Here is a 26,312-nt window from a genome sequence, read left to right on the forward strand (position 1 = left end):
ATGGCAAACCGCAACGACGAGTCCAGCGAGCTGTCTCCCGCCAAGCGCATGCTGGTGGCGTTGGAGAAGATGCAGGCCCGGTTGAACGCCGTAGAGGGGGCCGCGAAGGAGCCCATCGCCATCGTGGGCATGGCGTGCCGCTTCCCCCAGGCGGAGAACGTGGAGTCCTTCTGGCGGTTGCTCCACGACGGTGTCGACGCCGTGCGGGAGATTCCCCTCTCGCGCTGGTCGACGGAGGAGACCGCTGGCATTGGCGATGGGGCCACGCGCTGGGGCGGTTACCTGGACGCAGTGGACGCCTTCGACCCGGGCTTCTTCGGGATTTCTCCCCGCGAGGCGGTGCGGATGGACCCCCAGCAGCGCCTGCTGCTCGAGGTCGCGTGGGAGGCGCTCGAGGACGCTGGCCTGGATGTGGACAAGCTCTCGGGCAGCCGCGGCGGCGTCTTCATCGGCGCGTGCAATGACGACTACCACTGCATGCAGGTGGATCGCCCGGAGACGGGGGACGCGTTCAGCGCCACCGGCATCGCCACGAGCGTCCTCTCCGGCCGGTTGTCCTATCTCTTCAACCTGCAGGGGCCGAGCCTGGTGGTGGACACCGCCTGCTCGTCCTCGCTCGTCGCGCTCCATCTGGCCTGCCAGAGCCTGAGGGCGCGCGAGTGCAACATGGCGCTCGCGGGCGGCGTGAATCTGATCCTCTCGCCGCAGTCCGTGCTGCTCGTGTCCAAGCTGCAGGCCCTCTCGCCCGACGGCCGCAGCAAGGCCTTCGATGCTTCCGCCAATGGCTTCACCCGCGGTGAGGGCTGCGGGGTTGTCGTCCTCAAGCGCCTCTCGGATGCGCTCGCGGATGGAGATCACATCCTGGCGACGATCCGCGGCTCGGCGATCAACCAGGACGGCAAGTCGACGGGGCTCACCGCGCCCAACGTGCTCTCGCAGCAGGCGCTCATCCGCCAGGCGCTGGAGAACGCCGGGCTGAAGCCGGAGCAGGTGAGCTACGTGGAGGCGCACGGCACCGGTACCTCGCTCGGCGATCCGATCGAAGCGGAGGCGCTGCGCGAGACCTACGGCGTCCCGCGCGCCGACGGCGGCGTGTGTGGCATTGGCTCGGTGAAGACCAACGTGGGACACCTGGAGGCCGCCGCGGGCGTGGCGGGGCTCATGAAGGTCGTGCTCGCGATGCGCCACCAGAGCATCCCGCCGCACCTGCACCTCAAGCAGCTCAACCCTCGCATCCAGCTCGAGGGCAGTGCGCTCACAGTCCCCACGCGGCTCACGCCCTGGCAGACTTCCGGGCAGCCACGCCGTGCGGGTGTCAGCTCGTTCGGAATCAGCGGGACCAACGCCCACGTCATCCTCGAGGAGGCACCCCAGCCCGCGGTGAAGTCCTCGCTGCCGCAGCGCCCGGAGCTGCTGCCCCTGTCCGCGCGCAGCCGTGAGGCGCTCCTGGCCCTCGCCGACCGCTACGCGGAGCGGCTCGGCCGTGACGGGGGAGGGAGCCTCTCCGATGTCTGCTACACGGCGTCCGCGCACCGCACGCACCATCCCCACCGCCTCGCGGTGCTGGCGGACTCGCGCGAGCGCACCGCCGAGCGGCTGCGGGCGTTCGTGCGAGGAGAGCTGCCGGGTGACGCCTGGGCGGGCCGCAAGGCGTTCGGCTTGCGCCGGAAGATCGTCTTCGTCTACCCGGGCCAGGGCGCGCAGCGGGCTGGCATGGGCCGGGAGTTGATGGAGAGTGAGCCGGTGTTCCGCGACACGCTGGTCAAGGTGGACCAGGCGCTGCGGTCCCACCTGGGCTGGAGCGTGCTCGACGAGCTCGCCAAGGATGAGTCGAGCTCGCGTCTGGCCGAGATCGACATCAACCAGCCGGTGCTCTTCGCGGTAGAAGTGGCCCTCACTGCCCTGTGGCGCTCGTGGGGAATCGAGCCCGACGCCGTGATGGGACACAGCATGGGCGAGGTGGTCGCGGCCCACGTGGCCGGGGCGCTGAGCCTCGAGGATGCCGCCTTCATCATCTGCCATCGCAGCAAGCTCATGCGCACCCTGGGGGGGCGGGGCGCCACGATGGCCATGGTCGAGCTGTCGGTGGAGGAGGCCGAGGAGGCGATCCGTCCTTGGAGCGGAAGGATCTGGCTTGGGGGCCTGAATGGTCCCCGCTCGCAGGTGCTGTCGGGGGAGCCGGAGGCGGTCAAGGAGGCAGTCGCGGCGCTCGAGCAGCGGGGCGTGTTCTGCCGCTGGGTGAAGATGGATGTGCCGTCTCACACTCCGCTGGTGGAGGTGATCAGCCGGGAGCTGGAGGGACGGATCGCGCGCATCTCGCCCCGTTCCGCGGAGATTCCCCTTTGCTCCACCGTGACGGGGGAGTTCCTCGATGGAGCGAAGCTGGATGCTGCTCACTGGGGGAACAACCTCCGCAACCCGGTGCGCTTCGCGGCGGCGGCGCAGCGGCTCCTCGCGGGCGAGTACGACACCTTCGTCGAGGTGAGCCCGCACCCCGTCCTGCTCCCGGCCGTCGAGCAGACGATGAACGCGGTGAGCAGGGAGGGCGCGGTGCTCGCGTCCCTCCGGCGTGGTGAGGCCGAGCGGCACACGATGCTCTCCTCGCTCGGCGCCCTCTATGCCTCGGGCCACCGCGTGGCGTGGAACCGGGTGTATCCGGGCAAGGGACAGCTTGTGAGGCTGCCCTCGTATCCCTGGCAGCGCGAGCGCTTCTGGCTGGAGCCCGCCTCCCGTGGCGCGCATGCGTCGCGCACCACCTCCGGACACCCGCTCGTCGGCGAGCGCATCGACCTGTCCGCGCAGGGGGACGTCGCGCGCCTCTGGCAGGTGCAGCTGGGGCCGAAGCACTTCCCCCTGCTCGCGGAGCACCGTGTCCAGGGCGTGCCCGCGCTGCCTGCGGCGGCCATGGTCGACATGGCGCTGAGCGCGGCGAGGCAGGTGCTCGGGGGGCCGGCCTTCCTCGAGGACATGAGCTTCAGCACGCTCCTGTCCTTCCCCGAGGACGAGGAGCGGGTGCTTCAGCTGTGGCTCTCGACGGAGCGCCCGGGTGCGAGCGCGTTCCGGCTCTTCAGCGCACCGGCCGTGCGCGAGGCGGCACCCGCCGAGCTGATCTGGACGCTCCACGCCGAGGGCACCCTGCGGCACGGGGATGCGTCCGCCGTGGAGGGCGCGGCTCTGGCCGGGCTCGAGGAGCTTCGCGTGCGCTGCGGCGAGGAGTCTTCCGTCGAGGCGCATTACCAGACACTCCGGGAGATCGGTCTGGAGTACGGCCCGAGCTTCCGCGTGGTGCGTGAGCTGTATCGGGCGAAGGGGGAGGCGCTCGGCCGTGTGCAGCTCGATGACGAGCTGAAGGCGGAGGTGGAGCGCTACGGCCTGCACCCGGCGCTACTCGACGGCTGCTTCCAGGTGCTGGCGGCGGCGCTCGAGGGTCTCGATGGCGAGGAGGGCGTCTACGTGCCTGTGGCGCTCTCGCGGCTGCGTGTCCTGGCGCGTCCGGAGGCCGGGCTCTGGAGCCATGTCCGGATCGTCGATGGGGCCTCCGCGGGCTCGAGCGTGGTCGAGTGCGACGTCACGCTCCTGGATGAGCAGGGGCGGGTGGTGGCCGAGGTTCAGCGGCTGGTGTGCAAGAAGATCGGCGCCGCCAGCGCGCCGGCCGACGAGGTGGGCCGTTGGATCTACTCCGTGCAATGGCAGCCGCAGCAGCGCCAGGCCCGGGTGGAGGAGGGGAGCTCGCGGAAGCAGGGCCGGTGGCTCGTCTTCGCGGATGCGCGGGGCACGGGCCAGTCGCTGGCCGCCGCGCTCGCGGAGCGCTCCGGTGGCTGTGTCGTGGTGGAGGCGGGGACCACCTACGAGCGGCTCGGCGAGGATCGCTACCGCATCAATCCCGCCCGGCTCGAGGACTTCCAGAAGCTCCTGGGCGAGGCCTTCGGCGAGCACTCGCCTTGCAGGGGCATGGTGCACCTCTTCGGGCTCGATACGTCCGAAGCGAAGGAGCCCGGGTCGCTCGAACAGACGTTGTCCCTGAGCTGCACCAGCGTGGTGTACCTGCTGCAGGCGTGGGCGCAGCGTGGATGGCGCGATGCGCCCCGGCTGTGGCTGGTGACGTCGGGGGTCCAGGTGCTCGCCCAGAACGAGCGCCCCGGCTCTCCGGCCTCCGCGCCCCTCGCGGGCCTCGCGGCGGTGATCACCCATGAGCACCCCGAGCTGCGCTGCGCGCACGTGGATCTGAGCGCCCGGCCATCGCCCGAGGAGCTCGCCTCTCTCACCGAGGAGTTGCTGGCCGACGGGGCGGAAGATCGGATCGCCCTGCGTGGGGCGGTGCGCTACATCGCGCGGCTGGGACGGGGAACGTCCGGGCGCGAGGCGCAGAAGCCTCTCGAGCTCACGGCGGATGGCACCTACCTCATCACGGGTGGCCTGGGTGGGCTCGGGCTGGAGGTTGCGAAGTGGCTCGTCCAGAGGGGCGCTCGGCACCTGGTGCTCACCGGGCGTGGCGCTCCCTCCGAGCAGGCGGAGCGGGTGCTGGGAGAGCTCCGGGCGAGCGGAGTCGGGGTGCGCGTCCACCGCGCGGACGTCACGAGTGCCGCCGACGTGGCGAGCCTGTTCGAGTCCATCGACGCGGAGCAGCGGCCGCTGCGCGGCATCGTCCACGCGGCGGGTGTCATCGCCGATGGCGTGCTGACGCAACTGGATGAGCCGCGGCTGCGCTCGGTGCTGGCGCCGAAGGTCCAGGGCGCGTGGAACCTGCATGTGCAGACGCAGGGCCGCCCGCTCGAGTTCTTCGTGATGTTCTCGTCGGCGGCGTCGGTGCTGGGCTCGCCGGGCCAGGGCAACTACGCGGCGGCGAACGCCTTCATGGACGCGCTCGCGCATCACCGGCGCGCGGCCGGACTCCCGGCGCTGAGCGTCAACTGGGGGCCGTGGGCCGACGTGGGGCTCGCCGCCGGGGCGACGAATCGCGGCGAGCGCCTGGCCCTTCGGGGCGTGGGCAACATGCCGCCCGCGCAGGCGCTCGAGGCGCTCGGCCGTCTCCTGGCGCGCGAGGTCGCGCAGGCCGTCGTGGTGCCGCTCGACCTGCGGCAGTGGCGCGAGTTCTATCTGAGCGCGGCGCAGGCACCCTTCCTCTCCGCGCTGATGCAGGAGCGGGTGGGGGGCACTTCCTCTCGCAAGGGCGGTGCGCGCGAGCAGCTCGCAGCGGCGGAGCCGGAGCAGCGGCTCGGACTCCTGGAGGCCTACCTGCGCGAGCAGATCGGCCGCATCCTCCGCATGGAGCCGGATCGTATCGAGCCCGATCAGCCCTTCGGCGAGCAGGGGATGGACAGCCTGACGGGCCTGGAGGTGCGCAACCGCATCGAGTCGGGTTTGAAGCTCACGCTGCCCGCGACGCTCATCTACGCCTACCCCACGGTGCAGGCGCTGACGACGCACCTGTTCAGCAAGCTGGAGCCCCTCCTCGACGCCGAGGCCCGCTCCGAGGCCCGTCCGGCGAAGAGCGAGACCCGCGCCTCCCGGGTCGAGTCCCCGGCGGTGCGGACCGTGTCCACGCAGACGGCCACGAGGCAGGAGGCCCCGGCTGACCAGGGCCTCGAGCCCCTCGCCATCGTTGGCATCGGCTGCCGCTTCCCGGGCGGCGCCAACGAGCCGGAGGCGTACTGGCGGCTGTTGTCTGAAGGGGTGGATGCCGTCCGCGAGGTCCCCGCCGAGCGCTGGCGGAGCAGCACGGACGCCGCCGAGCACAAGGGCACGCGCTGGGGAGGCTTCCTGGAGCGCGTGGATGGCTTCGATCCGGAGTTCTTCGGGATCGCGCCTCGCGAGGCCGTGGCCATGGATCCGCAGCAGCGGCTGCTGCTCGAGGTCGCCTGGGAGGCGCTCGAGGATGCCGGCCTGCCGAAGTCGCGCCTTGCGGGCACTCGCACGGGCGTCTTCGTCGGCGTGTGCGGCTACGACTACGCCATGCTGCAGGCGGAGCGCGGCGTCGAGGGAGACGTCTACTCGGTCATCGGCTGCTCCAACAGCGTGATCGCCGGGCGGCTCTCGTACCTGATGGATCTGCGCGGCCCGGCCATGTCCGTGGACACGGCCTGCTCGTCCTCGCTCGTGGCGTTGCACCTGGCCAGCCAGAGCCTGCGCAACCGGGAGTGCGACGCGGCGCTCGTGGGAGGCGTCAACCTGCTCCTCTCCCCGCGTCCGAGCTCCTGGCTCTCCAAGCTCATGGCGCTGTCCCCGGACGGGCGCTGCCGGACCTTCGATTCGAGGGCCAATGGCTTCGTCCGTGGTGAGGGCTGCGGCGTCGTCGTGCTCAAGCGGCTCTCCGATGCGCTGGCCCAGGGAGACAACGTCCTCGGGGTGATTCGCGCCTCGGCCGTGAACCAGGACGGTGGCTCCACCGGACTGACGGCGCCCAACGTGCTGGCCCAGCAGGCGCTGATCCGCGAGGCCCTGGCGGCGGCCCGGCTGTCGCCCCGGGACATCGGCTACATCGAGGCCCACGGCACCGGTACGCCGCTCGGGGATCCGATCGAGGTCGAGGCCCTGCGGGAGACCTATGGCGCCCGGCGCGAGGACGGCTTCCCCTGCTTCCTCGGCTCCGCCAAGACGAACATCGGGCACCTGGAGGCAGCGGCCGGCATGGCGGGCCTCATCAAGGTCCTCCTCGCCCTGCGGCACGAGGCCATCCCGAAGCACCTGCACTTCAAGGCGCTCAACCCCCGTATCTCGCTCGAGGACACGCCCTTCGTCATCCCGACGCAGCCGCAGCCGTGGCCCGCCGCCCAGCGGCGCCGGTACGCGGCCGTGAGCTCCTTCGGCATCAGCGGGACCAACGCGCACGTCATCCTCGAGGAGCCTCCCACGTCATCCCGTGCGCACCCGGCCGCCGAGGCCGGGGCCCAGCTCCTCGCCCTGTCCGCGCGGAGCGAGGGCGCGCTGCGGGCGCTCGCGCGCTCGTACCGTGAGCTCCTGGCCCAGCCGGGCAACGAGAGCCTCTCGTTCGAGGACATCGCCTACACCGCCGCGCTCCGGCGCAACCACCACGAGCACCGTCTCGCCGTGGCCGGCCGCTCCACGCAGGAATGGGGCGAGCAGCTCCAGTCCTTCCTCGAGGGCTCGGCGCCGCCGTACCTCTCCACGGGGGTCGTCGAGAGCCGGCGGGGCAAGGTGGTCTTCGTCTTCGGCGGTCAGGGCTCGCAGTGGCAGGGCATGGGGCGGGATCTGCTCGCACGGAGCGAGCCCTTCGCCGCCGCTCTGCGCGAGTGCGACACGCTCCTCGCCCAGCACACCGGGTTCTCGATCGTCGAGGCGCTCGAGGCGGAAGGCCCCGCGTCGAGGCTGGACGAGACGGAGGTGGCGCAGCCCGCCATCTTCGCGATCCAGGTCGCGCTCGCAGCGGCCTGGCGTGCGCTCGGGGTCGTCCCGGCCGCCGTCGTGGGTCACAGCGTGGGCGAGATCGCCGCCGCGCACGTGGCCGGAGCGCTGAGCCTGCCCGAGGCGGCGCGCCTGGTGGCGCATCGGAGCCGCCTCATGCAGCGGGCAACGGGCAAGGGCCGCATGGCCGCGGTCGAACTCTCGCCCGAGGAGGCCCGGCGCGAGCTCGAGCGTTACGCCGAGCGGCTATCCATCGGGGCCATCAATGATGCCCGCTCCGTGGTCCTCTCCGGCGAGCCGGCGGCACTCGGGGAGGTGCTCGAAACCCTGCGCGCGCGTGGCATCTCCACGCGTGATCTCGGCGTCAACTACGCGTTCCACAGCCAGCAGATGGCACCGCTCCAGCCCGAGCTGGTCGAGGTGTTGGGCCGTCTCGAGACGCGGCCGACGTCCATCCCGATGATTTCGACCGTCAGCGGCAGGGTCATCGAGGGCCAGGCGCTCGACGCGGCATACTGGGCGAGCAACATCCGCGAGGCGGTGCGTTTCTCCGACGCGGTGGACACCCTGCTCGACGAGGGCCACCGGCTCTTCGTGGAGCTCGGGCCGCAGCCGGCGCTCGGCCGGTACGTCTCCCAGGCGCTCGCGCGCCGCGAGCTGGAGGGCGCCGCGGTGCCCTCCCTGCGCAAGGGGCGGGATGGCCACACGGTGATGCTCGGTGCCCTGGGAGGGCTCCACGTGAAGGGCTTCGCCGTGGATTGGGCCCGGCTCTCCCCCTCGGGAGGGCGCCCGGTCTCGCTGCCCCTCTATCCGTGGCAGCGCTCCCGGTACTGGATCGACGCTCCGGCGGCCGCGGCCAGTGGCGTGGGCAGCGGCGCTCAGGCTCCGGGCACGACCCGGCCGGACGATTGGGTCTACGATCTGACGTGGCAGGCGAGTGAGCGCGGGGCGGTTGCACCGCGCGCGCAGCAGAGTGCCGGGGCGTGGCTCGTCCTCGGCCATCGCGAAGGCACTGGCGCCGCGCTGGCCGCGCTGCTCGAGGAGAGGGGCGAGCCGTGCTGGTTGATCATCCCCGGGGAGGAGGAGTCGGTACGAGGCCAGCGGGTACGGTCGATCGATCCGCGGCGCCCCGAGCACTTCGAGCGGCTGCTCCAGGCGGTCGGTCCGGTTCGAGCCGTCGTGCACCTGTGGGGAGCGGATGCTCCGCCGGCCTCGGAGCCCACGCTCGCGGAGGTTGAATCCGCGCAGCAGCTGGGGGTCCACTCGGCGGTGCGCCTCGTGCAGGCGCTCGTGCGGAGTGGCTCCGCGAACGGTGCCCGGCTGTGGCTGTGCACGCGTGGTAGCCAGCCGGTGGGCGACGTCGCGGTCGGCTCGCCGCTGCACGCGCCCATGTGGGGCCTGGGGCGGGTCATGGCCCTCGAGCACCCGGCGATCTGGGGCGGGTTGGTGGATCTGGATCCAAGCGCTCCGGCGGGCGAGGTGGAGGCGCTGTGGCGCGAGCTGTCCGGCTCCGATGGGGAGGATCAGCTCGCCTTCCGCGGTAGGGCCCGGTACATCGCGCGCCTCGTCTCCGCGCCTCCTGCTGCTGCGCTCGCGCCCGTTGCGCTCCGTGCCGATGCGACGTACCTCATCACCGGCGGTCTGGGTGGGCTGGGGCTGCACGTGGCGAGGTGGATGGTCTCCAAGGGCGCGCGGCACCTGGTGCTGCTGGGCCGGAGGGGACTGCCCGACCGCGCGGAGTGGCCGGCGCTCCCCCGCGAGGGAGACCTTGGCCGGCAACTCGCCGCGATCGAGGCGATGGAGGCCGAGGGGGTCATCGTGCACGCCCTCAGCGCGGACGTGGGTGACCCGGCCCGCATGGCGGAGGTACTCGAGTCGATCCATCGAAGCCCGGCTCCGCTGAAGGGCATCATCCACGCCGCGGGTGTGTCCACGCTCGTGCCGCTCGAGACGATGGACGAGGCGGCGCTCGCCTCCATCCTCCGTCCCAAGGTGACCGGTGGCTGGGTGCTCCACCAACTCACGCGCGAGCTGGAGCTGGACTTCACCGTCTACTTCTCGTCGGGCTCGGCCGTGTGGGGCTCGGCCCGGATGGCGCACTACGCCGCGGGCAACCAGTTCCTCGATGCGCTCGCCCACTACCGCCGTTCACGGGGACAGCACGCGCTGAGCATCAACTGGGGCCCCTGGGCCGCCGAGGGCATGGTCGCAGAGGAGGGCTTGCGCTGGTTCGAGCGCATGGGTCTCCGGGGTGTCACCGTGGAGGGAGGGGTCCAGGTACTCGAGGCGCTGCTCGCCATGGACGTGACCCAGCGCAGCGTCGCTCCGGTCGACTGGAGCCTCTTCAAGTCCGTCTATGAGTCGCGGGCGCGCAGGCCTCTGCTGGAGGCGCTCGGCCCGGTGCCGGCGCCCTCGGCTCCCGCGCCGCGTCCGGTGGAGCAGGCCGCCGGAAGCGAGGCGCTGGCGCAGCTGAACAGCGCCTCGCCCGCGCGCCGCAAGGAGTTGGTGATCTCCTGGGTCCGTGAGGAGGTGGCCCGGGTGCTCGGCTTCCCGTCGAGCGCCTCGGTCAAGCTGGAGCAGGGCTTCTTCGAGACGGGCATGGACTCGATCACCGCCCTGGAGCTGCGGCGGCGGCTGGCGGCCCGGCTCGGTGTCGAGCTCGCGTCGACGATCGCGTTCGATCGTCCCACCGTCCTGGCACTCGCTTCCCACATCCTGCAGGACGTGCTCCAGCTGGACGTGGAGGTGAAGGAGGAGGCCGAGCGCGCAGCGAGCAGCGCGACGGAGCCGATCGCGATCATCGGCATTGGCTGCCGGGTGCCCCAGGCCTCGGGCCCCGAGTCCTTCTGGCGGCTGCTGGAGGGAGGCGTGGACGCCATCCGCGAGGTTCCCGCCTCGCGGTGGAAGCTCGACGAGTATTACGACCCACAGCCGGGCGTCCCGGGGAAGACCTACACCCGGTGGGGTGGCTTCCTGGATGGGGTCGATCAGTTCGACTCCCAGTTCTTCGGAATTGCTCCTCGGGAAGCGGCGAACATGGACCCGCAGCAGCGCCTGCTGCTGGAGGTGGCCTGGGAGTCCCTGGAGCACGCGGGGATCGCTCCGGCGCACGTGGCCAACACCCGCACCGGCGTGTTCATCGGAATCGGCAGCAACGAGTACGCGATGCTCCACGGGGTGGGCAGTGCCTCGGCCCCGGGTGACGCCTATATCGCCACGGGCAACGACTCGAGCTTCGCCGCTGGCCGGCTGGCCTACGTGCTCCGGCTCCAGGGTCCGACGATGAGCTTGAACACCGCGTGCTCCTCGTCGCTGGTGGCCGTGCACCTGGCCTGCCAGAGCCTGCGCTCCGGCGAGAGCAACCTGGCGCTCGCCGGTGGCGTCAGCCTGACGCTCGCGCCGCACTCGACCATCTACCTCGCGCAGCTCCGGGCGCTGTCCCGGGATGGACGGTGCAAGACCTTCGATGCCTCCGCGGACGGCTACGTGCGCAGCGAGGGTTGCGGCATCGTGGTCCTCAAGCGCCTGTCCGATGCGAAGCGGGATGGAGATGACATCCTCGCCGTCATCCGCGGCTCGGCCGTCAACCACGATGGCCCGAGCAGCGCGCTCACGGTGCCAAACGGGGATGCCCAGCAGCAGGTCCTCCGCGCCGCCCTGGCCAACGCCGGTGTCGCGCCCGCGGACGTGGATTACATCGAGGCGCACGGAACGGGCACGTCGCTCGGTGATCCCATCGAGGTCCGGGCGCTGGCCAGGGTGCTCGGTGAGGGGCGCACGCTCGAGCAGCGGCTACTCATCGGCTCGGTGAAGACCAGCATCGGCCACCTGGAGGCGGCGGCGGGCATCGCCGGTCTCATCAAGGTCGTCCTCTCGCAGCGGCACGGGGTGGTCCCGCCGCACCTGCACCTCCAGCAACTCAACCCCCACATCGAGCTGGGCGGGTTCCCGCTGGACATCCCCACGAAGCCCACTCCGTGGCCGGAGCGCTCGCGTCCGCGGATCGCCGGCATCAGCGCCTTCGGCCTGAGCGGAACCAACGCGCACGTCATCGTGGAGGAGGCGCCTCCGCCCGAGCCCGTCGCGGCCCGGTCCGAGCCGGGCGCGCACGTGCTCGCGCTCTCGGCGAAGACGAAGGGCGCTCTCACGCAGCTCGCGGCGCGGGTCGGTGAGCACCTCGCCACGCACCCGGCACAGGCGTTCGCGGATGTCTGCCACGCGGCGAACACCCAGCGCACCTCGTTCGCGCACCGGCTCGCGCTCGTCGCGGAGTCGGCGGAGCAGGCCCGGGAGCGGCTGCTGGCGTTCGCGCGCGGGGAGGAGGTCCCCCGGCTGGTCCAGGGCCGTGCCGAGGGCGAGGACCCCAAGGTCGTCTTCGTGTTCACGGGGCAGGGCGCGCAGTACGCGGGCATGGGCCGGGAGCTGTACGAGACCGAGCCCGTGTTCCGCGCGGCCCTGGATCGTTGCAACGCGCTGCTCGAGGGCAGGTGGGGTGAGTCCCTCCTGTCGGTGATGCACGGGACGGGGTCGCGGATCGACGACACCGAGTTCACGCAGCCGGCGCTCTTCGCGCTGGAGTACGCGCTGGCGGAGCTGTGGCGCTCCTGGGGCGTCGAGCCCTGGGCCGTGCTGGGCCACAGCGTCGGCGAGTACGTCGCCGCCTGCGTGGCGGGGGTGATGGACCTCGAGGAGGCCCTCGGGCTCATCACCGAGCGCGCGCGGTTCATGCAAGCGCTGCCGCGCAATGGCGAGATGATGGCCGTCTCCGCCAGCGAGGAGCAGGTCGCGGAGCTCCTGGCTCCGTACGCGGATCGCGTCTCGATCGCGGCGGTCAACGGGCCGGCGGACACGGTGCTCTCCGGCGAGCGCGAGGCGGTGGAGGCGATCGCCGCCTCGTTGCAGGCCCGGGGCATCAAGACCCGGCGGCTCACCGTGTCCCACGCGTTCCACTCGCCGCTCATGGAGCCCATGCTGGACTCCTTCGAGCTCACGGCCGGGAAGATCTCCTTCCGCGCGCCCCGCATCCACCTGGCTTCCAATGTCACGGGCCAGGTCCTCGGGGACGGTGAGGTGCTCGACGCCACGTACTTCCGCCGCCACGTGCGCGAGGCGGTGCGCTTCCACGACGGGCTGAAGGCGCTCCGGGCGCTCGGCGGCACCGTGTTCGTGGAGGTCGGCCCGCATCCGACGCTCACCGGCATGGCGCTGAAGGGGCTCGGGGAGGACGCGGGCACCTGGTTGCCCTCGCTGCGCAAGGGCCACTCCGAGCAGCCGCAGATCCTCTCCAGCCTGGGGGCGCTCTACACCCAGGGCGTGGCGGTGGACTGGGCCGCGGTGGACGGTGGGCGCCGCCGGTCGCGTGTCACGCTTCCGACGTATCCGTGGCAGCACCAGCGGCACTGGCTGGAGGCGCCCAAGGCCTCTCGTCCGGCCTCGCCGGTCACGAGTGCGCAGGCGCTCGTCGGACAGCGTGTGCGCTCGCCCCTGAACAAGGCGATCGTCTTCGAGGGCCGCTACAGCGCGCAGTCGTTGCCCTTCCTCGACGAGCACCGGCTCTACGGGACGATCGTCGTGCCCGGCTCATGCCACATCGCCCGCATCCTCGCGACCGCCGCCCAGTCGCTCGGGGCCGGGCCGTACACCATCGAGAAGTGCCTCTTCTCGCAGCCCATCGTGCTCGCGGACGAGGAGGAACAGCTCGTCCAGCTCGTCCTCGCGCCCAAGGGGCAGGGCCGGTACGACTTCGAGCTCTACAGCCTCTCCGCGTCCGCCGACCCGGAGACCGAGGGCTGGCTCCTGAATGGTACGGGGTCGCTGCAAGTGGGCGGAGACGGGCCCGCGCGCCCGGCGCCCCTGTCGCGGCAGGAGATCGAGGCGCGCTGCTCGCGCCAGGTGGACTCGGGTATCTATGAGCGGAACTGGGACATCGGGTTCAACCTCGGCCACGCGTTCCGGTGGATCGAGCGCATCTGGAGCGGCGGGCGCGAGGCGCTCTGCCAGCTGCGCCTGCCAACGGAGCGGGATGACCGGGGGCTGTACATTCACCCGGGCCTCGTCGACTCCTTCCTGCAGGCGATGGGCACGGATCTCATCCGCGACGACGCGCAGCTGAGCACCGTCTACGTACCGATCTCGGTGGAGCGTTTCCGCTTCCACGAGCGGCCGAGCGGCCCCGTGTGGGCGTACGCCGTGCGCCGGGACGCCGGGGACGCCGTGGGTGAGGTGATCACCGGTGACGTGTACGTGGTCGACGCCGAGGGGCGGGTGCTCATCGAGATCGAGGGGTTGAAGCACAAGCGCGCACCGCGCGAGGCGTTGATGGCGGTGCTGCGCCATGGCCAGCGCGAGACGTTCTACGAGCTCGGCTGGATGCGTCAGCCCCTGCCCGACGGGGTGCCCGGGCTCGGCCGCTGGATCGTATTCGCGGACGCGGCGGGCACCGCGGAGGCCCTGGCGGAGCGGCTCCGGTGGAGTGGTTGCCGCTCCGTGCTGGTCCACCCGGGCGAGGCGTTCGTCCGCCACGACGGGGACCGCTTCACCCTCGATCCCCAGCGCGCCGAGGACTACGCGCGGCTGCTCGAGGAGGCAGTGCCGCCGGGCGAATCGCTCGGGGGCGTCATCCACCTCTGGGGGCTGCGTGGGCCTGGCGGAGAGGACCTGGAGTCGCTGCGCGCGGCGCACCTGCTGGGTTGTGGCAGCGCGCTGCATCTGGTCAAGGCACTGGCGGGCTCGCCCTCCACCGCTCGTCTCTGGCTGGTGACCCGTGGAGCCCGGGCGCTCTCGTCCGGCTCGAGGCCGCTCGCGCTGGAGCAGGTCCCGCTCTGGGGCCTGGGCGTCGTCTTCTCGCAGGAGCATCCCGATCGGTGTGGTGCGCTCGTGGATCTCGATCCCGCCGCCTCCGGAGACGATGCGCTGGCGATCTGGCGTGAGCTCAGCGCTTCGGATGGCGAGCGGCAGGTGGTGATCCGCGAGGGCCAGCGCCACGTCGCGCGGATGCGCGCGTCGCGTGACGAGCCGCGGACGGTGCCGCCGTTGCGGCCGGACGCGAGCTACCTGCTCACGGGTGGGCTCGGTGGGCTGGGCCTCTCGCTCGCGCGGTGGATGGTGGAGCAGGGCGCGCGGAACCTGGTACTCATCGGGCGCGGCAGGCCCAGGCCAGAGGCCCAGGAGACCCTCCGAGCCCTGGAGGCCGCTGGCGCGAGGATCCTCGTCCTCCAGGCGGATGTGTCGAAGCGGGAAGACGTTCGCCGCACCCTCGAAGAGGCGGGAAGGCTGGCCCCCCTGCGCGGCGTAGTCCATGCAGCGGGCGTCCTGGACGACGGCGTCCTCCTGCAGCAGGACTGGGAGCGCTTCACCCGGGTGCTCGCACCCAAGGTGGACGGCGCGTGGCACCTCCATGAGTTGACCCAGGGCGGGGAGCTCGACTTCTTCGTGCTGTTCTCGTCGGCGGCGACGCTGCTCGGCTCGCCGGGGCAGGGCAGCTACGCGGCAGCCAATGCCTTCCTGGACGCGCTGGCGCTTCACCGGCGCGCCCTGGGGCTGCCGGCGCTGAGCATCAACTGGGGCCCCTGGGCCGAGGTCGGCATGGCCGCGCAGCTCGCGTCCCGCTTCCAGGCGCAGGGCATCGAGGCCTTCTCTCCGGACGTGGCGCTGGGGGCGTTTGGCCGGGCGCTCGGTCATGGGCAGCCGCAGGTCACCCTCATGCGGGTCCACTGGCCGCGCTACCTCGAGCAGTTCCCGCGGGGCGCGGCGCCCACCCTGCTCGCGGAGTTGGGCGGCCGGCCGGAGGCCGGGTCCGAGGCTGGCGAGCGTTCGTCTCCCGAGCTTCGGCGCCGGCTCGAGACGGCGGAGCCACGCCAGCGGCTGTCGCTGCTGATGGAGCACGTGCAGGGCGAGGCGGTGCGGGTGCTCGGCCTGGATGCATCGTCCCCGTTGGAACCCCGGCAGCGGTTGTTCGAGGTGGGGATGGACTCACTGATGGCGCTCGAGCTCCGCAACCGCCTGCAGAACACCGTGGGTGCGTCGCTGCCGTCGACCCTGGTCTTCGATTACCCGACGGCCGAGGCGCTCGCGAGCTACTTGCACGACGAGGTCCTCGGCCTGCGGCAGCAGCCGGGTGGAAGCGCGCCGGGAGAGGCCGAGGACTCGGCGCTCCAGCGCATCATGGAACTATCGCAGGATGAGCTCGCCGCCTCGCTGGAGGCGAAGCTCTCGGCCCTGATGGAAGAGGGATCATGAGCAAGCAGGAAAAACCAGCCGAGCCCACCGCGCTGCAGCGCGCCGCGTTGCTCGTGGAGAAGTTGCAATCGCGTCTCGAGGCGGTGGAGCGTGCCCGCACCGAGCCGATCGCCATCATCGGAATGGGGTGCCGCTTCCCTGGCGGCGCCAGCGATGGTCCGTCGTACTGGAAGCTCCTGCGCGACGGCGTGGACGCGCTGCGCGAGGTGCCCGAGTCCCGCTGGGACGTGCCCGGCCATTACGATTCCCGCCGGGGTGTCCCCGGCAAGATGTACGGACTCCGGGGCGGCTTCCTCGACGACGTGGAGCACTTCGATGCCGATTTCTTCGGTATCTCTCCCCGGGAGGCGGCGAGCCTGGATCCGCAGCAGCGGCTCGTCCTCGAGGTCGCGTGGGAGGCGCTGGAGAACGCGGGCCTGGCGCCGGAGCGGCTCGCTGGCAGCAAGACGGGCGTCTTCATGGGCGTGATGTCCAGCGACTACATGGCGCGCCTGCTGAAGGAGAACGATCCGGCCCTCCTCGACGGGTACACGGCGACGGGCAACGGGTACAGCTTCGTTCCGGGCCGCCTGGCCTACGTGCTTGGGCTGCAGGGACCGTGCATGCCGGTCGACACCGCGTGCTCGTCGTCGCTGGTCGCGCTCCACCTGGCCAGCGAGAGCCTCCGCGCGGGTGAGTCCAACCTGGCGCTGGTGGGCGGAGTCAACCTGATCCTCTCCCCGGAGACGACGATCTGCCTGTGCAGCATGCAGGCACTCGCGGGCGATGGCCGGTGCAAGACGTTCGATGCTTCCGCGGATGGGTACGTGCGAGGGGAGGGGTGTGGCGTCCTCGTGCTCAAGCGGCTCTCGGATGCGCAACGCGATGGCGATTCGATCCTCGCGTTGCTCCGTGGCTCCGCCGTCAACCATGACGGTGCCAGCGGCGGACTGACGGTCCCCAACGGGCCGGCGCAACAGGCGGTCATCCAGCGGGCGCTCGACAACGCGCGCATCGCCCCGGCCCTCGTGGGTTACGTCGAGGCCCACGGGACCGGCACGCCGCTCGGGGATCCGATCGAGCTCCGGGCGCTCGGCGCCGTGCTCGGCAAGGGGCGTCCGGAGGACAGGCCCTTCTTCATCGGTTCGGTGAAGACGAACATCGGCCACCTCGAACCGGCCGCGGGCATCGCCGGAGTCATCAAGACGATCCTCGCGCTGCAGCACAAGGAGATCCCCCCGCATCTGCACTTCCACACACCCAACCCGCATGTGGAGTGGGATCGCATTCCGGCGCGAGTCCCCGTCGAGCGCATCCCCTGGCCGGCGCACGAGGGGCGGCGCATCGCCGGTGTGAGCTCCTTCGGACTGAGCGGAATCAACGCGCACGTGGTGTTGGAGGAGGCTCCCGCCACCACCGGCACCGCCGCACCCGCCGAGGACGGGAGGCCGCAGCTCGTCGTCCTGTCCGCCAAGACGCCGCGGGCGCTGTCCTCCCTGGCGGAGACGTGGAGCACGTTCCTGAAGAGCGAGGAGGCGGGCTCGCTCGCGGACCTCAGCTACACCTCGACGCTCTGCCGCACCCATCACGACCACCGGCTCGCCCTCGCGGCGAGGTCCAGGCAGGAGCTCCTCGAGCAGCTCGCGGCCTTCGCCGCCGGGCAGAGCCATGCCGGTCTGTCCTCGGGACGCCGGGGCGCGGGGCTCGCACAGCGGATCGTCTTCGTCTTTCCGGGGCAGGGCTCGCAGTGGCTCGGAATGGGGCGGAAGCTGTACGCGGAGGACACTGCATTCCGGGAGGCCATCGATCGTTGCCATGAGGCGATGCGCCCGTATGTGGATTGGTCCCTGCGCGAGCTGCTGACGAACCCCGAGCAGCAGCCCCGCTGGAATGACATCGACGTCATCCAGCCGACGCTGTTCGCCTTGCAGGTGGCGCTCGCGGCGGTGTGGCGCTCGTTCGGGCTGGAGCCTCACGCCGTGGTGGGGCACAGCATGGGAGAGGTCGCCGCGGCGCACGTCGCGGGGGCGCTCTCTCTGGACGACGCGGCGCGCATCATCTGCGAGCGGAGCAAGCTGCTCAAACGCGTCAGCGGCCAGGGAGCCATGGCCGTCGTGGATCTCTCCCGGGAACAGGCGCAGGTGGAGATCCGGGGCGCGGAGGATCGGATCGCCATCGCGGTCAGCAACGGGCCGAAGTCGACGGTGCTCTCGGGAGACCCGGCCGCGCTGAAGGAGGTGCTGGAGCGTCTCCAGCGGCGCGAGGTGTTCTGCCGTTGGGTGAAGGTGGACGTGGCCTCGCACAGCCCGCAGATGGATCCGCTGCGCGAGGAGCTGCTGGTGCGGATGGCGGCCATCCGCCCCACCGGGAGCACGGTGCCGCTCTATTCCACGGTCTTGGGGGCTCCCATCGACGGCCGCGAGCTGGATGCCTCGTACTGGGTGCGCAACCTGCGCCAGCCCGTGTTGTTCGCAGATGCGGTCCAGCGCCTCATCCAGGATGGAAACGTCCTGTTCATCGAGCTGAGCCCGCATCCCATCCTCGTGCCCTTCGTGGATGCGATGTTGAGGGAGGGGGACACGTCGGGGCGGGGGCTCGTGGTGCCGAGCCTGCTCCGCGAGCAGGAGGAGTGGCATTGCCTGCTCTCGTCGCTGGGCGCGCTGTCCACCCGGGTGGATCGCGTGGACTGGCCGCGGTTGCACCCGAACAAGCGCCGCCGGGTCGCGCTCCCCTCCTATTCGTGGCAGCGCGAGCGACACTGGTTGGAGATCGAGCCCGCCGCCACCGCGCGCGTCCGGGCCGTGCGCTCGAGCTCCGGAGGTCATCCGCTCCTGGGGTCCTCGTTCACGGCCTCCGTGCACGAGGAGACGCGCTTCTGGGAGTCCGCGCTGAGCGCCACGGCGCCGTCGTACCTGGCGGATCACCGCGTGAGTGGCTCGGTGGTGGTGCCGGGCGCGGCCTATCTGGAGATGGCGCTCTCGGCGGCGCGTGAGGTGTCCGGAGAGACGGCGCACGAGCTCGTCGACACCTCCTTCAAGGAAGGACTGCTACTGCCGGAAGGGCAGCCGCGCGTGGTCCAGATGGCGCTGAGCGACGAGGGCGGAGGAGCCCTCTCGTTCCGGCTCTCGAGCCAGAAGGCGAGCACGGAGGCGGGCCTTCCGGCGGGCTGGATGGCACACGTCACGGGGCGGATCCGTCCCATTCCGGAAGGGCAGCCGGCGCGGGCGCTCGAGTCGCTCGATGCGATCCGGCGGCGCTGCCCCGAGGTGATCGCCCAGGCGGCTCACTACGAAGAGCTGGCGCGTCGTGGGGTGGCCTACGGACTGGCGTTCCAGGGGGTCCAGCAGGTGTGGCGTGGCCACGCGGAGGCGCTCGGGCACGTGCGCCTGCCCGAGCCGCTCGCCGCGGGGACCTCGGCGTATCGAATCCATCCCGCCCTGCTGGATGCGTGTTTCCAGTTGGTGGCCGCGGCCGTTCCCCAGGAGGACCTCACGCCCGATTCGGGTCCCGCCGTGCCCGTGGCGCTCGCCAGCCTGCGGTTTCATGCACAGCCGGGGACGGAGGTCTTCTGCCACGTGCGGCTGCGCCCACGGGAGGGCGTGCCGAGTGGGGTGTACGAGTTCGATCTCGCGCTGTGCGACGCGTCCGGCCAGCTCTTGGTGGAGGCGCTCGGGTTGCGCATCCAGCAACTGGAGACCCCGGCCGCGGAGCGCGCGGGGAAGGAGCTCTTCTTCGCGCTCGAGTGGCGGCATCAGCCCGCCGCCCAGCCGGCTCTCCCCGAGACCGCCAGGGCGAGCGGGCGCTGGTTGCTCGTCGCCGACGGCAGCGAGCTCGCCGACGCGGTCGAGTCCCTGCTGCGGGCGCGCGGCGGAGACGTCTTCCGCGTTGACCTCGCGGGGGAGGGGCCGGGGCGCCGCATCGTGGATGCGAGCTCGCCCCAGGCGTTCGACGCGGTGCTGGCCGAGGCCTTCGGCGGAGAACAGGTTCCTGGTGGGGTGATCCAGCTCGCAGGGATGCCGCCGCACGATGCGGAGCCCACCGTGGAGCCGATGAAGGGGTGCGGCGGCGTGCTGCACCTCGTCCAGGCACTCTCCCGGGCGGGGCTGTCGGGTTCGCCCAGGCTGTGGCTCGTCACGCGCGGCATGCACCATGGCTCCGCCAGCGGGTCGGCCTCCAGCCTGGCGCAGGCCCCGTTGTGGGGCCTGGGCCGCACGCTCGCGCAAGAGCACCCGGAGCTGCAGTGCACGCGCGTGGACGTCTCCGCCGTGATGGGCCCCGGTGACGCTGGAGCGGCGCTGGTGCGCGAGCTGCTCGTGGCCGACGCGGAGGAGGAGCTTTCCCTTCGCCCGGATGGCCGGCATGTCGCGCGCATCGTGCGCGGTGCTCCTCAGTCCGAGGGGGTCGCGGCGCTCGTGGCGGCCGTCCTGCCTGCCTGGTACGCGCTGTTCCACCTCGGACGGCTCGAGAAGGGAGGCCGCGTGCTGGTGCTCGGGACCGAGAGCGGGCTCGGGCGTGCCGCGGTCAAGTTGGCCAGAGGGGCGGGCGCGGAGGTCATCGCCGTTGCCACGACGGCCGGGCAGCGGGAGGCCCTGCGGGAGCTGGGGGTCGAGCGGCTCGTGGATCCGAGCGAGGCCTCGTTCGCCACGCGGCTGCTGGACCTGACCGGAGGACGTGGGGTGGAGCTGGCCGTCGTCGCGCCGGGCGCGGCCGAGCTCGAGCGGAGTCTGTCCGTGTTGAGTGAGGGGGCCCGGGTCCTCGACCTGCGTGCGTCGGGAGCACCGGCCCGTGCCGGTGATGCGAACGTCGCCTGGTGCGTGGTCGACGTGCCGGAGCTCGCCCGTCGCAAGCCCGAAAGGTTCGCGCGTCTCTGGAGGGAAGTGCGGGACGCGCGCGAGGCGGGGACTCTCCCACCGCCGGAGGTGGTCGCCCTCACCCTGAACGATCCAAAGGCGCGCATCGTGGTGCCCGCGACGGAGGCACGCCGGCTCCGCGCCGATGGGACGTACCTCGTCACGGGCGGACTCGGCGGGCTGGGTCTCTCGGTGGCGAAGTGGATGGCGGAGCAGGGCGCGGGCCACGTCGTGCTCGTGGGACGTGACACGGCCCTGAGCCCGGAACAGCAGGCGGCGGTGGCGGCGATCGAGGCCAGCGGGGCTCGCGTACGGGTGGCCCGGGCCGACGTGTCCGACCGGACGCAGCTCGCCCGGGTGCTCTCGGAGGCCGCGGAGGGGGAGCCTCCCCTGCGAGGTGTCATCCACGCCGCGGGTGTGCTGGACGACGGTGTCCTGGTGCAACAGACGGTGGAGCGGTTCCGCCGCGTGATGGCGCCCAAGGTCCTCGGTGGCTGGAACCTGCATGTCCTGACGCGCGAGCTGCCGCTCGACTTCTTCGTCCTGTACTCGTCGGCGGCCTCGATGTTCGGTGCACCGGGGCAGGGCAACTATGTGGCCGCCAACGCCTTCCTCGATGCGCTCGCGCACCATCGCCGGGCGCTCGGGCTGCCCGGCCTGAGCATCAACTGGGGGCCCTTCTCGGAGGTCGGTCTGGCCGCGGCCCAGGCCAACCGGGGAGAACGTCTCGCCCAGCGTGGCTCGGACAGCCTGACGCCCGCGGAGGGCAACGCGCTCCTGGGCCGGCTGCTCGATGGCGAGGTGACCCAGATGGCGGTCATGCCGCTCGAGCTCCACAAGTGGGTGGAGTTCTATCCCCGTGCGCGCACCTCCCCCTGGCTCTCGGAGCTGGTCCCGGCCAGTTCGGGCGCGGGCTCCGCCGACGCGAGGGACGTGGCCCTGCTTGAGACGCTGCGGACGGCGACGAAGGAGGCGGCGCGCGAGGCCCTCACGCGGTTCGTCCGGGAGCAGCTTGCCCGGGTTCTCCGCCTGGACTCCGCGCGCATCGATCCGGAGGTGCCGATCCAGGGTTTTGGCCTCGACTCCCTGATGGGGCTCGAGCTGCGCAACCGTCTGGAGTCGGGGCTGGGGCTGTCGCTGCCGGTCTCGTTGATCTGGAAGCACCCGACGCTGGCCGCGCTCTGCGAGCATCTCCTGGGTGAAGTCATGGATCGCACCCTGGCCGAAACGCTCGCGAGGGCGGGGGAGGGTGCTGAACCGGTAGCGGGTGAGACCGCCGCCGATGACAAAGAGGTCTTCGTCCTATGAGTGTACGTGAGTTGTTGGGCACCCTCGCGGCCAAGGGGGTGCGCCTGCGTGTCGACGGAGACAAGCTCCTGGTCGAGGCGGGCAAGGCCGTCCTCACCCCGGAGCTGCGCGCCGAGCTGTCGGCGCACAAGGGAGACATCCTGGAGTTCCTGCGCAAGCACTCCTCTCGGGAGGAGGCAGGAGCCGAGCCGGGACGACCCCCCACGAGGCCAGAGGTCATCCCTCTGTCCAGTGGGCAAGAGCGGCTCTGGTTCCTCGACCGGCTCTCGCCCGGCACGCCGCAGTACAACGTCCATCTCGGCATCCGCGTGCGCGGCGCGCTCGACATCAAGGCGCTGCGCCGGAGCCTGGACGCGCTCGTCCGGCGGCACGAGGTACTCCGGACGCGGTTCCCCGAGGTGGAGGGGAATCCCCAGCAGGTCATCGAGTCTCTCGAAACCGGTGTGGAGCTGACGCTCGTGGAGCTGCCGGGGCTCACGGAGCAGGCGCGCGAGGAGGAGCTCCAGCGGCGCTCGGAAGAGCTGGCCCGGCAGCCCTTTGACCTGGCGAAAGGCCCACTGTTTCGTGTCACGCTCGTGGCCCTGGGGGCCGACGACTTCGCTCTTTTCGTGACGAAACACCACATCATCACGGATGGCTGGTCACTCGGCGTCTTCGTCCGGGAGTTGTCGGCGCTGTACACGGCCTTCGTCAGGGGGCAGACGGCTGCGTTGCCGCCCGTGTCGATGCAGTTCGCCGACGCGGCCTTGCGCGAGCGTGCATGGCTGGCCGGAGCGTCAGGAGCCCGTGAGCGCACGTACTGGAAGGAGAAGCTCACGGGTTTGCCTCCGCTCCAGCTCCCCGTGGATCACACGGCCTCCACCTCCACGAGCCATCGAGGTGCCACCGTTCCCCTCTCCTTGTCGCCAGCGCTCAGCGAGGCCCTGCGAGAGCTCGCCAGCCGGGAAGGGTGCAGCCTGTTCATGGTGCTCTTCGCCGCGTTCTCGGCACTCCTGCACCGCTACTCCGGGCAGCCCGACTTCGGTGTGGGGACGGTGATCGCCAACCGGGGGAGTGTGCCGCCGGATCTCATCGGTTTCGTTGCCAACACCCTGGTGCTCCGGTGTGAGCTGTCGGGCGAGCCGACCTTCGCGCAATGGCTGGCGCGTGCCCGTAGGACCGTGCTCGAGGCGCTGGACCACCAGGCGCTGCCGTTCAGCGAGGTGGTGCAGTCGGTCGGCGCGCCGCGCGATGGTGGGCTCAACCCGCTGGTGCGTGCCTGCTTCACCCTGGAGAACATTCCAGCGCCGGCCCTCGAGCTGCCAGGGACGAGCTGGTCATTCCTCAATGGAGCGCCGGATGGCAGCGTGGAGGGGACGGCCAAGTTCGAGCTCTCGCTGATCCTGGCCTCGGGGGAGAAAGGCCTGGCTGGCATGCTCGAGTACTCGAAGGAGGTCTTCGACGACTCGACGGCGGCGCGGATGGTGGGGCACTTCCAGGTGCTGCTCGAGTCCATCGTGGCCCATCCCGAGGCTCCGCTATCGAAGCTGCCGCTGTTGACAGCGGAAGAGCGAAGGAGGCTCCTCGCCGATTGGAACGGCCCGGCGATCGACGTCCCGGCGGTGTGCATGCACGAGCTCGTGCAGGCCCAGGTGGAGCGGACTCCCCAGGCCGTGGCCGTGGTGAGCGGGCAGCGGACCCTCACCTATGCCGAGCTCAATCGCCGGGCGAATCAGCTTGCCCATCATCTGCGGCGGCTCGGCGTACGGTCCGAGGTGCGCGTCGGCCTTTGCGTCGAGCGTACGGAAGATGTCGTCATCGGATTGCTGGCCATCCTCAAGGCGGGGGGGGCCTATGTCCCGTTGGATCCCGCCTACCCGAAGGAGCGGCTGGCGCTGATTCTCGAGGATGCCCAGGTGCCGGTGCTGCTCACCCAGCAGCGCCTCGTGCCGGAGCTTCCCTCCACCCAGGCGCGCGTGGTGTGCCTGGACACGGACTGGCCCACCATTGGAGCCGAACCGGACGGAAACCCCGAGCGCAACACGACACCGGAGGCGATCGCCTATCTCATCTACACCTCGGGCTCCACCGGCAGGCCCAAGGGCGTCATGATCGAGCACCGCAACGCCGTGGCCTTCCTGATGTGGGCCCTGCGCGTCTTCTCTCCGAGCCAACTGGCGGGGACCCTGGCCTCGACATCGATCTGCTTCGACCTGTCGGTCTTCGAGCTCTTCACGCCCCTCAGCTGCGGCGCGAAGGTGCTCGTCGCGAAGAACGCCCTGGAGCTGCCAGAGCTGCCCGCGGCCCGGGAAGTGACGCTCATCAACACCGTGCCCTCGGCCATGGGCGCGCTCCTGCGAGCAGGCGCCGTGCCGCCCTCGGTGTCCATCGTGAACCTGGCGGGTGAAGCACTCGCGGGGGCGCTGGTCGAGCAGATCTACCGGCTCGACCATGTGCGAGCGGTGTTCAACCTCTACGGTCCGAGCGAGACTACAACCTACTCGACGTTTACCCAGGTGGGCCGCGGGCAGACGCCGACCATCGGGCGCCCCATCGGGAACACCCAGGTGTACGTGTTGGATCCGAACAGGGAGCCCATGCCCATCGGCGTGCCGGGCGAGGTCTACATCGGAGGCAGCGGAGTCGCGCGCGGGTACCTGGGCCGACCAGAGCTCACGGCGGAGCGGTTCGTCCATTCCCCCTTCGGTGGTGGCACCGAGGCCCGCCTGTACAGGACGGGTGACCTGGCACGGTGGCTCCCGGACGGGCAGCTCGAGTACCTGGGCCGGATGGATCACCAGGTGAAGCTCCGTGGCTTCCGCATCGAGCTCGGGGAGATCGGCGCGGTGCTGACGGAGCACCCGGCGGTCCGAGATGCCGTGGTGGTGGTGCGGGGGGAGTCGGGGGAGGACAAGCAGCTCGTCGCCTACGTGGTCGTGCGTGGCGAGAAGGCGCCCGCTCCGGGAGAGCTGCGTGACTACCTGAAGTCCAGGCTGCCCGAGTACATGGTTCCCTTTTCGTTCGTGAACCTCGACACCCTGCCGCTCACTCCGAACGGCAAGGTGGATCGCGCCGCGCTCCCGGCGCCCGAGCGCATGCGCTCGGGGTCGGCGAAGGAGCACGTCGCGCCGCGGACTCCGGGGGAAGAGTCCCTGGCCGCCATCTGGCGCCAGGTCCTGGGTGTGGAGCAGATCGGCGTCCACGACAACTTCTTCGAGCTCGGGGGACACTCGCTCCTGCTCTACCGGGTGCTCGTCCTCGCGCGCTCGGCGTCCGGCGCGGACATCCCGTTGCGCGCCCTGCTGCGGGCGCCGACCCTGGAGGAGATGGCGCGGACCATCGAGGCCGCGAGGACGGGCTCGCTGCCAACCCACGATGTGACGGCGGAGATGGAAGCGGATGCCGTGCTCGAGGCCGGGATCGATCCGGGCGGGGTGCGGCCGCCGGTGGCGGGGGCCGCGCGCACCGTCCTCCTGACGGGCGCCACCGGCTTCCTGGGTGCCTTCCTTCTGGAGGAGCTCTGCCGCAAGACGGAGGCGCGCATCTACTGCCTGGTGCGGGCCGCGACGGAGCAGGAGGGGCTGCGCCGGATTCGCAAGAACCTGGAGAACTATTCGCTGTGGAACGAGGCCCTGGCGTCCCGCATCGTCCCCGTCCGAGGGGATATCGGCCAGCCCCTGCTGGGGCTCTCGGAGACGGAGTTCCAGCGGCTCTCGGAAGAGATTGACGCGGTCTACCACAACGGTGCGCTCGTCAATTTCCTCTATCCCTACGAGTCACTACGGGCGGCCAACGTGCTCGGCACGCGGGAGATCCTCCGGTTCGCGACGCGGACCCGCCTCAAGCCGCTGCACTACGTCTCGACGGTCTCGGTGTTGCCCCTGGGACGCAAGGATCCGATCCGGGAGGATGAGCCTCTGGATGGGCCCGCGAGCCTGGTGGGAGGCTATGCACAGAGCAAATGGGTTGCCGAGAAGCTCGTGAGGGAGGCCTCACGGCGTGGGCTCCCGGTCACCATCCTCCGGCCGGGGAGGGTGACCGGCCATAGCCAGACGGGTGCCTGGAACACGGACGATCTGGTGTGCCGGACCCTCAAGGGGTGCGTTCGGATGGGGATGGCTCCAAGCGTCGATGCGCTGCTCGACCTGACGCCTGTCGATTACGTTAGCAGCGCCATCGTTGAGCTCTCCATGCGGCCGGAGTCGATTGGTCAGACCTATCACCTCGTGAATCCGCAGCTCGTGCGCGCCGATGAGATGTGGAACCTCATGCGGGCTTTTGGCTACGGGTTGCGCGGTCTGCCCTATGACGAATGGCTCGCCAAACTCGCCTCGGCGGCCGCGTCCGACAGCGAGCTGGGAGATCTGCTCATGTTCCTCCAGCAGGTCCCGCCCGAGGACCGGAGCGTTGGAGGGCCACGGATGGTGGTCTGCGATTGTGACCACACGCGGCAGGCCCTGGGCGGAACAGGGACGTCCTGCCCGCCGGTGGACACCCGCTTGATTTCGACCTACCTCTCATCTCTCGTGCGCCGCGGCTTCCTCAATGCACCCGAGACGAGGTGACGCGCGGGCACTCGGGCAGGCCGCGGTAGGT

The 26,312-nt window shown here is 71.0% G+C and carries 3 protein-coding genes; all 3 read left to right on the forward strand.

Annotated elements, in window-relative coordinates:
- From OV287_RS24825 to OV287_RS24835, 3 genes are read left to right on the forward strand one after another with little or no spacing between them, the layout of a single operon-like run.
- The gene (locus OV287_RS24825) at positions 1 to 15,600 is read left to right on the forward strand and encodes a type I polyketide synthase (RefSeq protein WP_267536514.1); all 15,600 of its coding nucleotides are present in this window, start codon (positions 1 to 3) and stop codon (positions 15,598 to 15,600) included.
- Complete coding sequence (locus tag OV287_RS24830) at positions 15,597 to 21,737, forward strand: type I polyketide synthase (protein ID WP_267536515.1); 6,141 nt, start codon at positions 15,597 to 15,599, stop codon at positions 21,735 to 21,737. The genes OV287_RS24825 and OV287_RS24830 overlap by 4 nt, the downstream gene beginning before the upstream one ends.
- A complete protein-coding gene (locus OV287_RS24835; protein WP_267536516.1) occupies positions 21,734 to 26,281 on the forward strand; it encodes a non-ribosomal peptide synthetase in 4,548 nt (1,515 codons plus the stop codon). Before OV287_RS24830 ends, OV287_RS24835 begins: the two co-directional genes overlap by 4 nt.
- Positions 26,282 to 26,312 lie beyond the last annotated feature (31 nt).

Source organism: Archangium lansingense (assembly GCF_026626635.1).
GTDB lineage: Bacteria > Myxococcota > Myxococcia > Myxococcales > Myxococcaceae > Archangium > Archangium lansingense.

Bases quoted from the DNA above. Each gene is read 5' to 3' on its own strand.
- OV287_RS24825 (WP_267536514.1), top strand. From the start codon at position 1: ATGGCAAACCGCAACGACGAGTCCAGCGAGCTGTCTCCCGCCAAGCGC.
- OV287_RS24830 (WP_267536515.1), top strand. From the start codon at position 15,597: ATGAGCAAGCAGGAAAAACCAGCCGAGCCCACCGCGCTGCAGCGCGCC.
- OV287_RS24835 (WP_267536516.1), top strand. From the start codon at position 21,734: ATGAGTGTACGTGAGTTGTTGGGCACCCTCGCGGCCAAGGGGGTGCGC.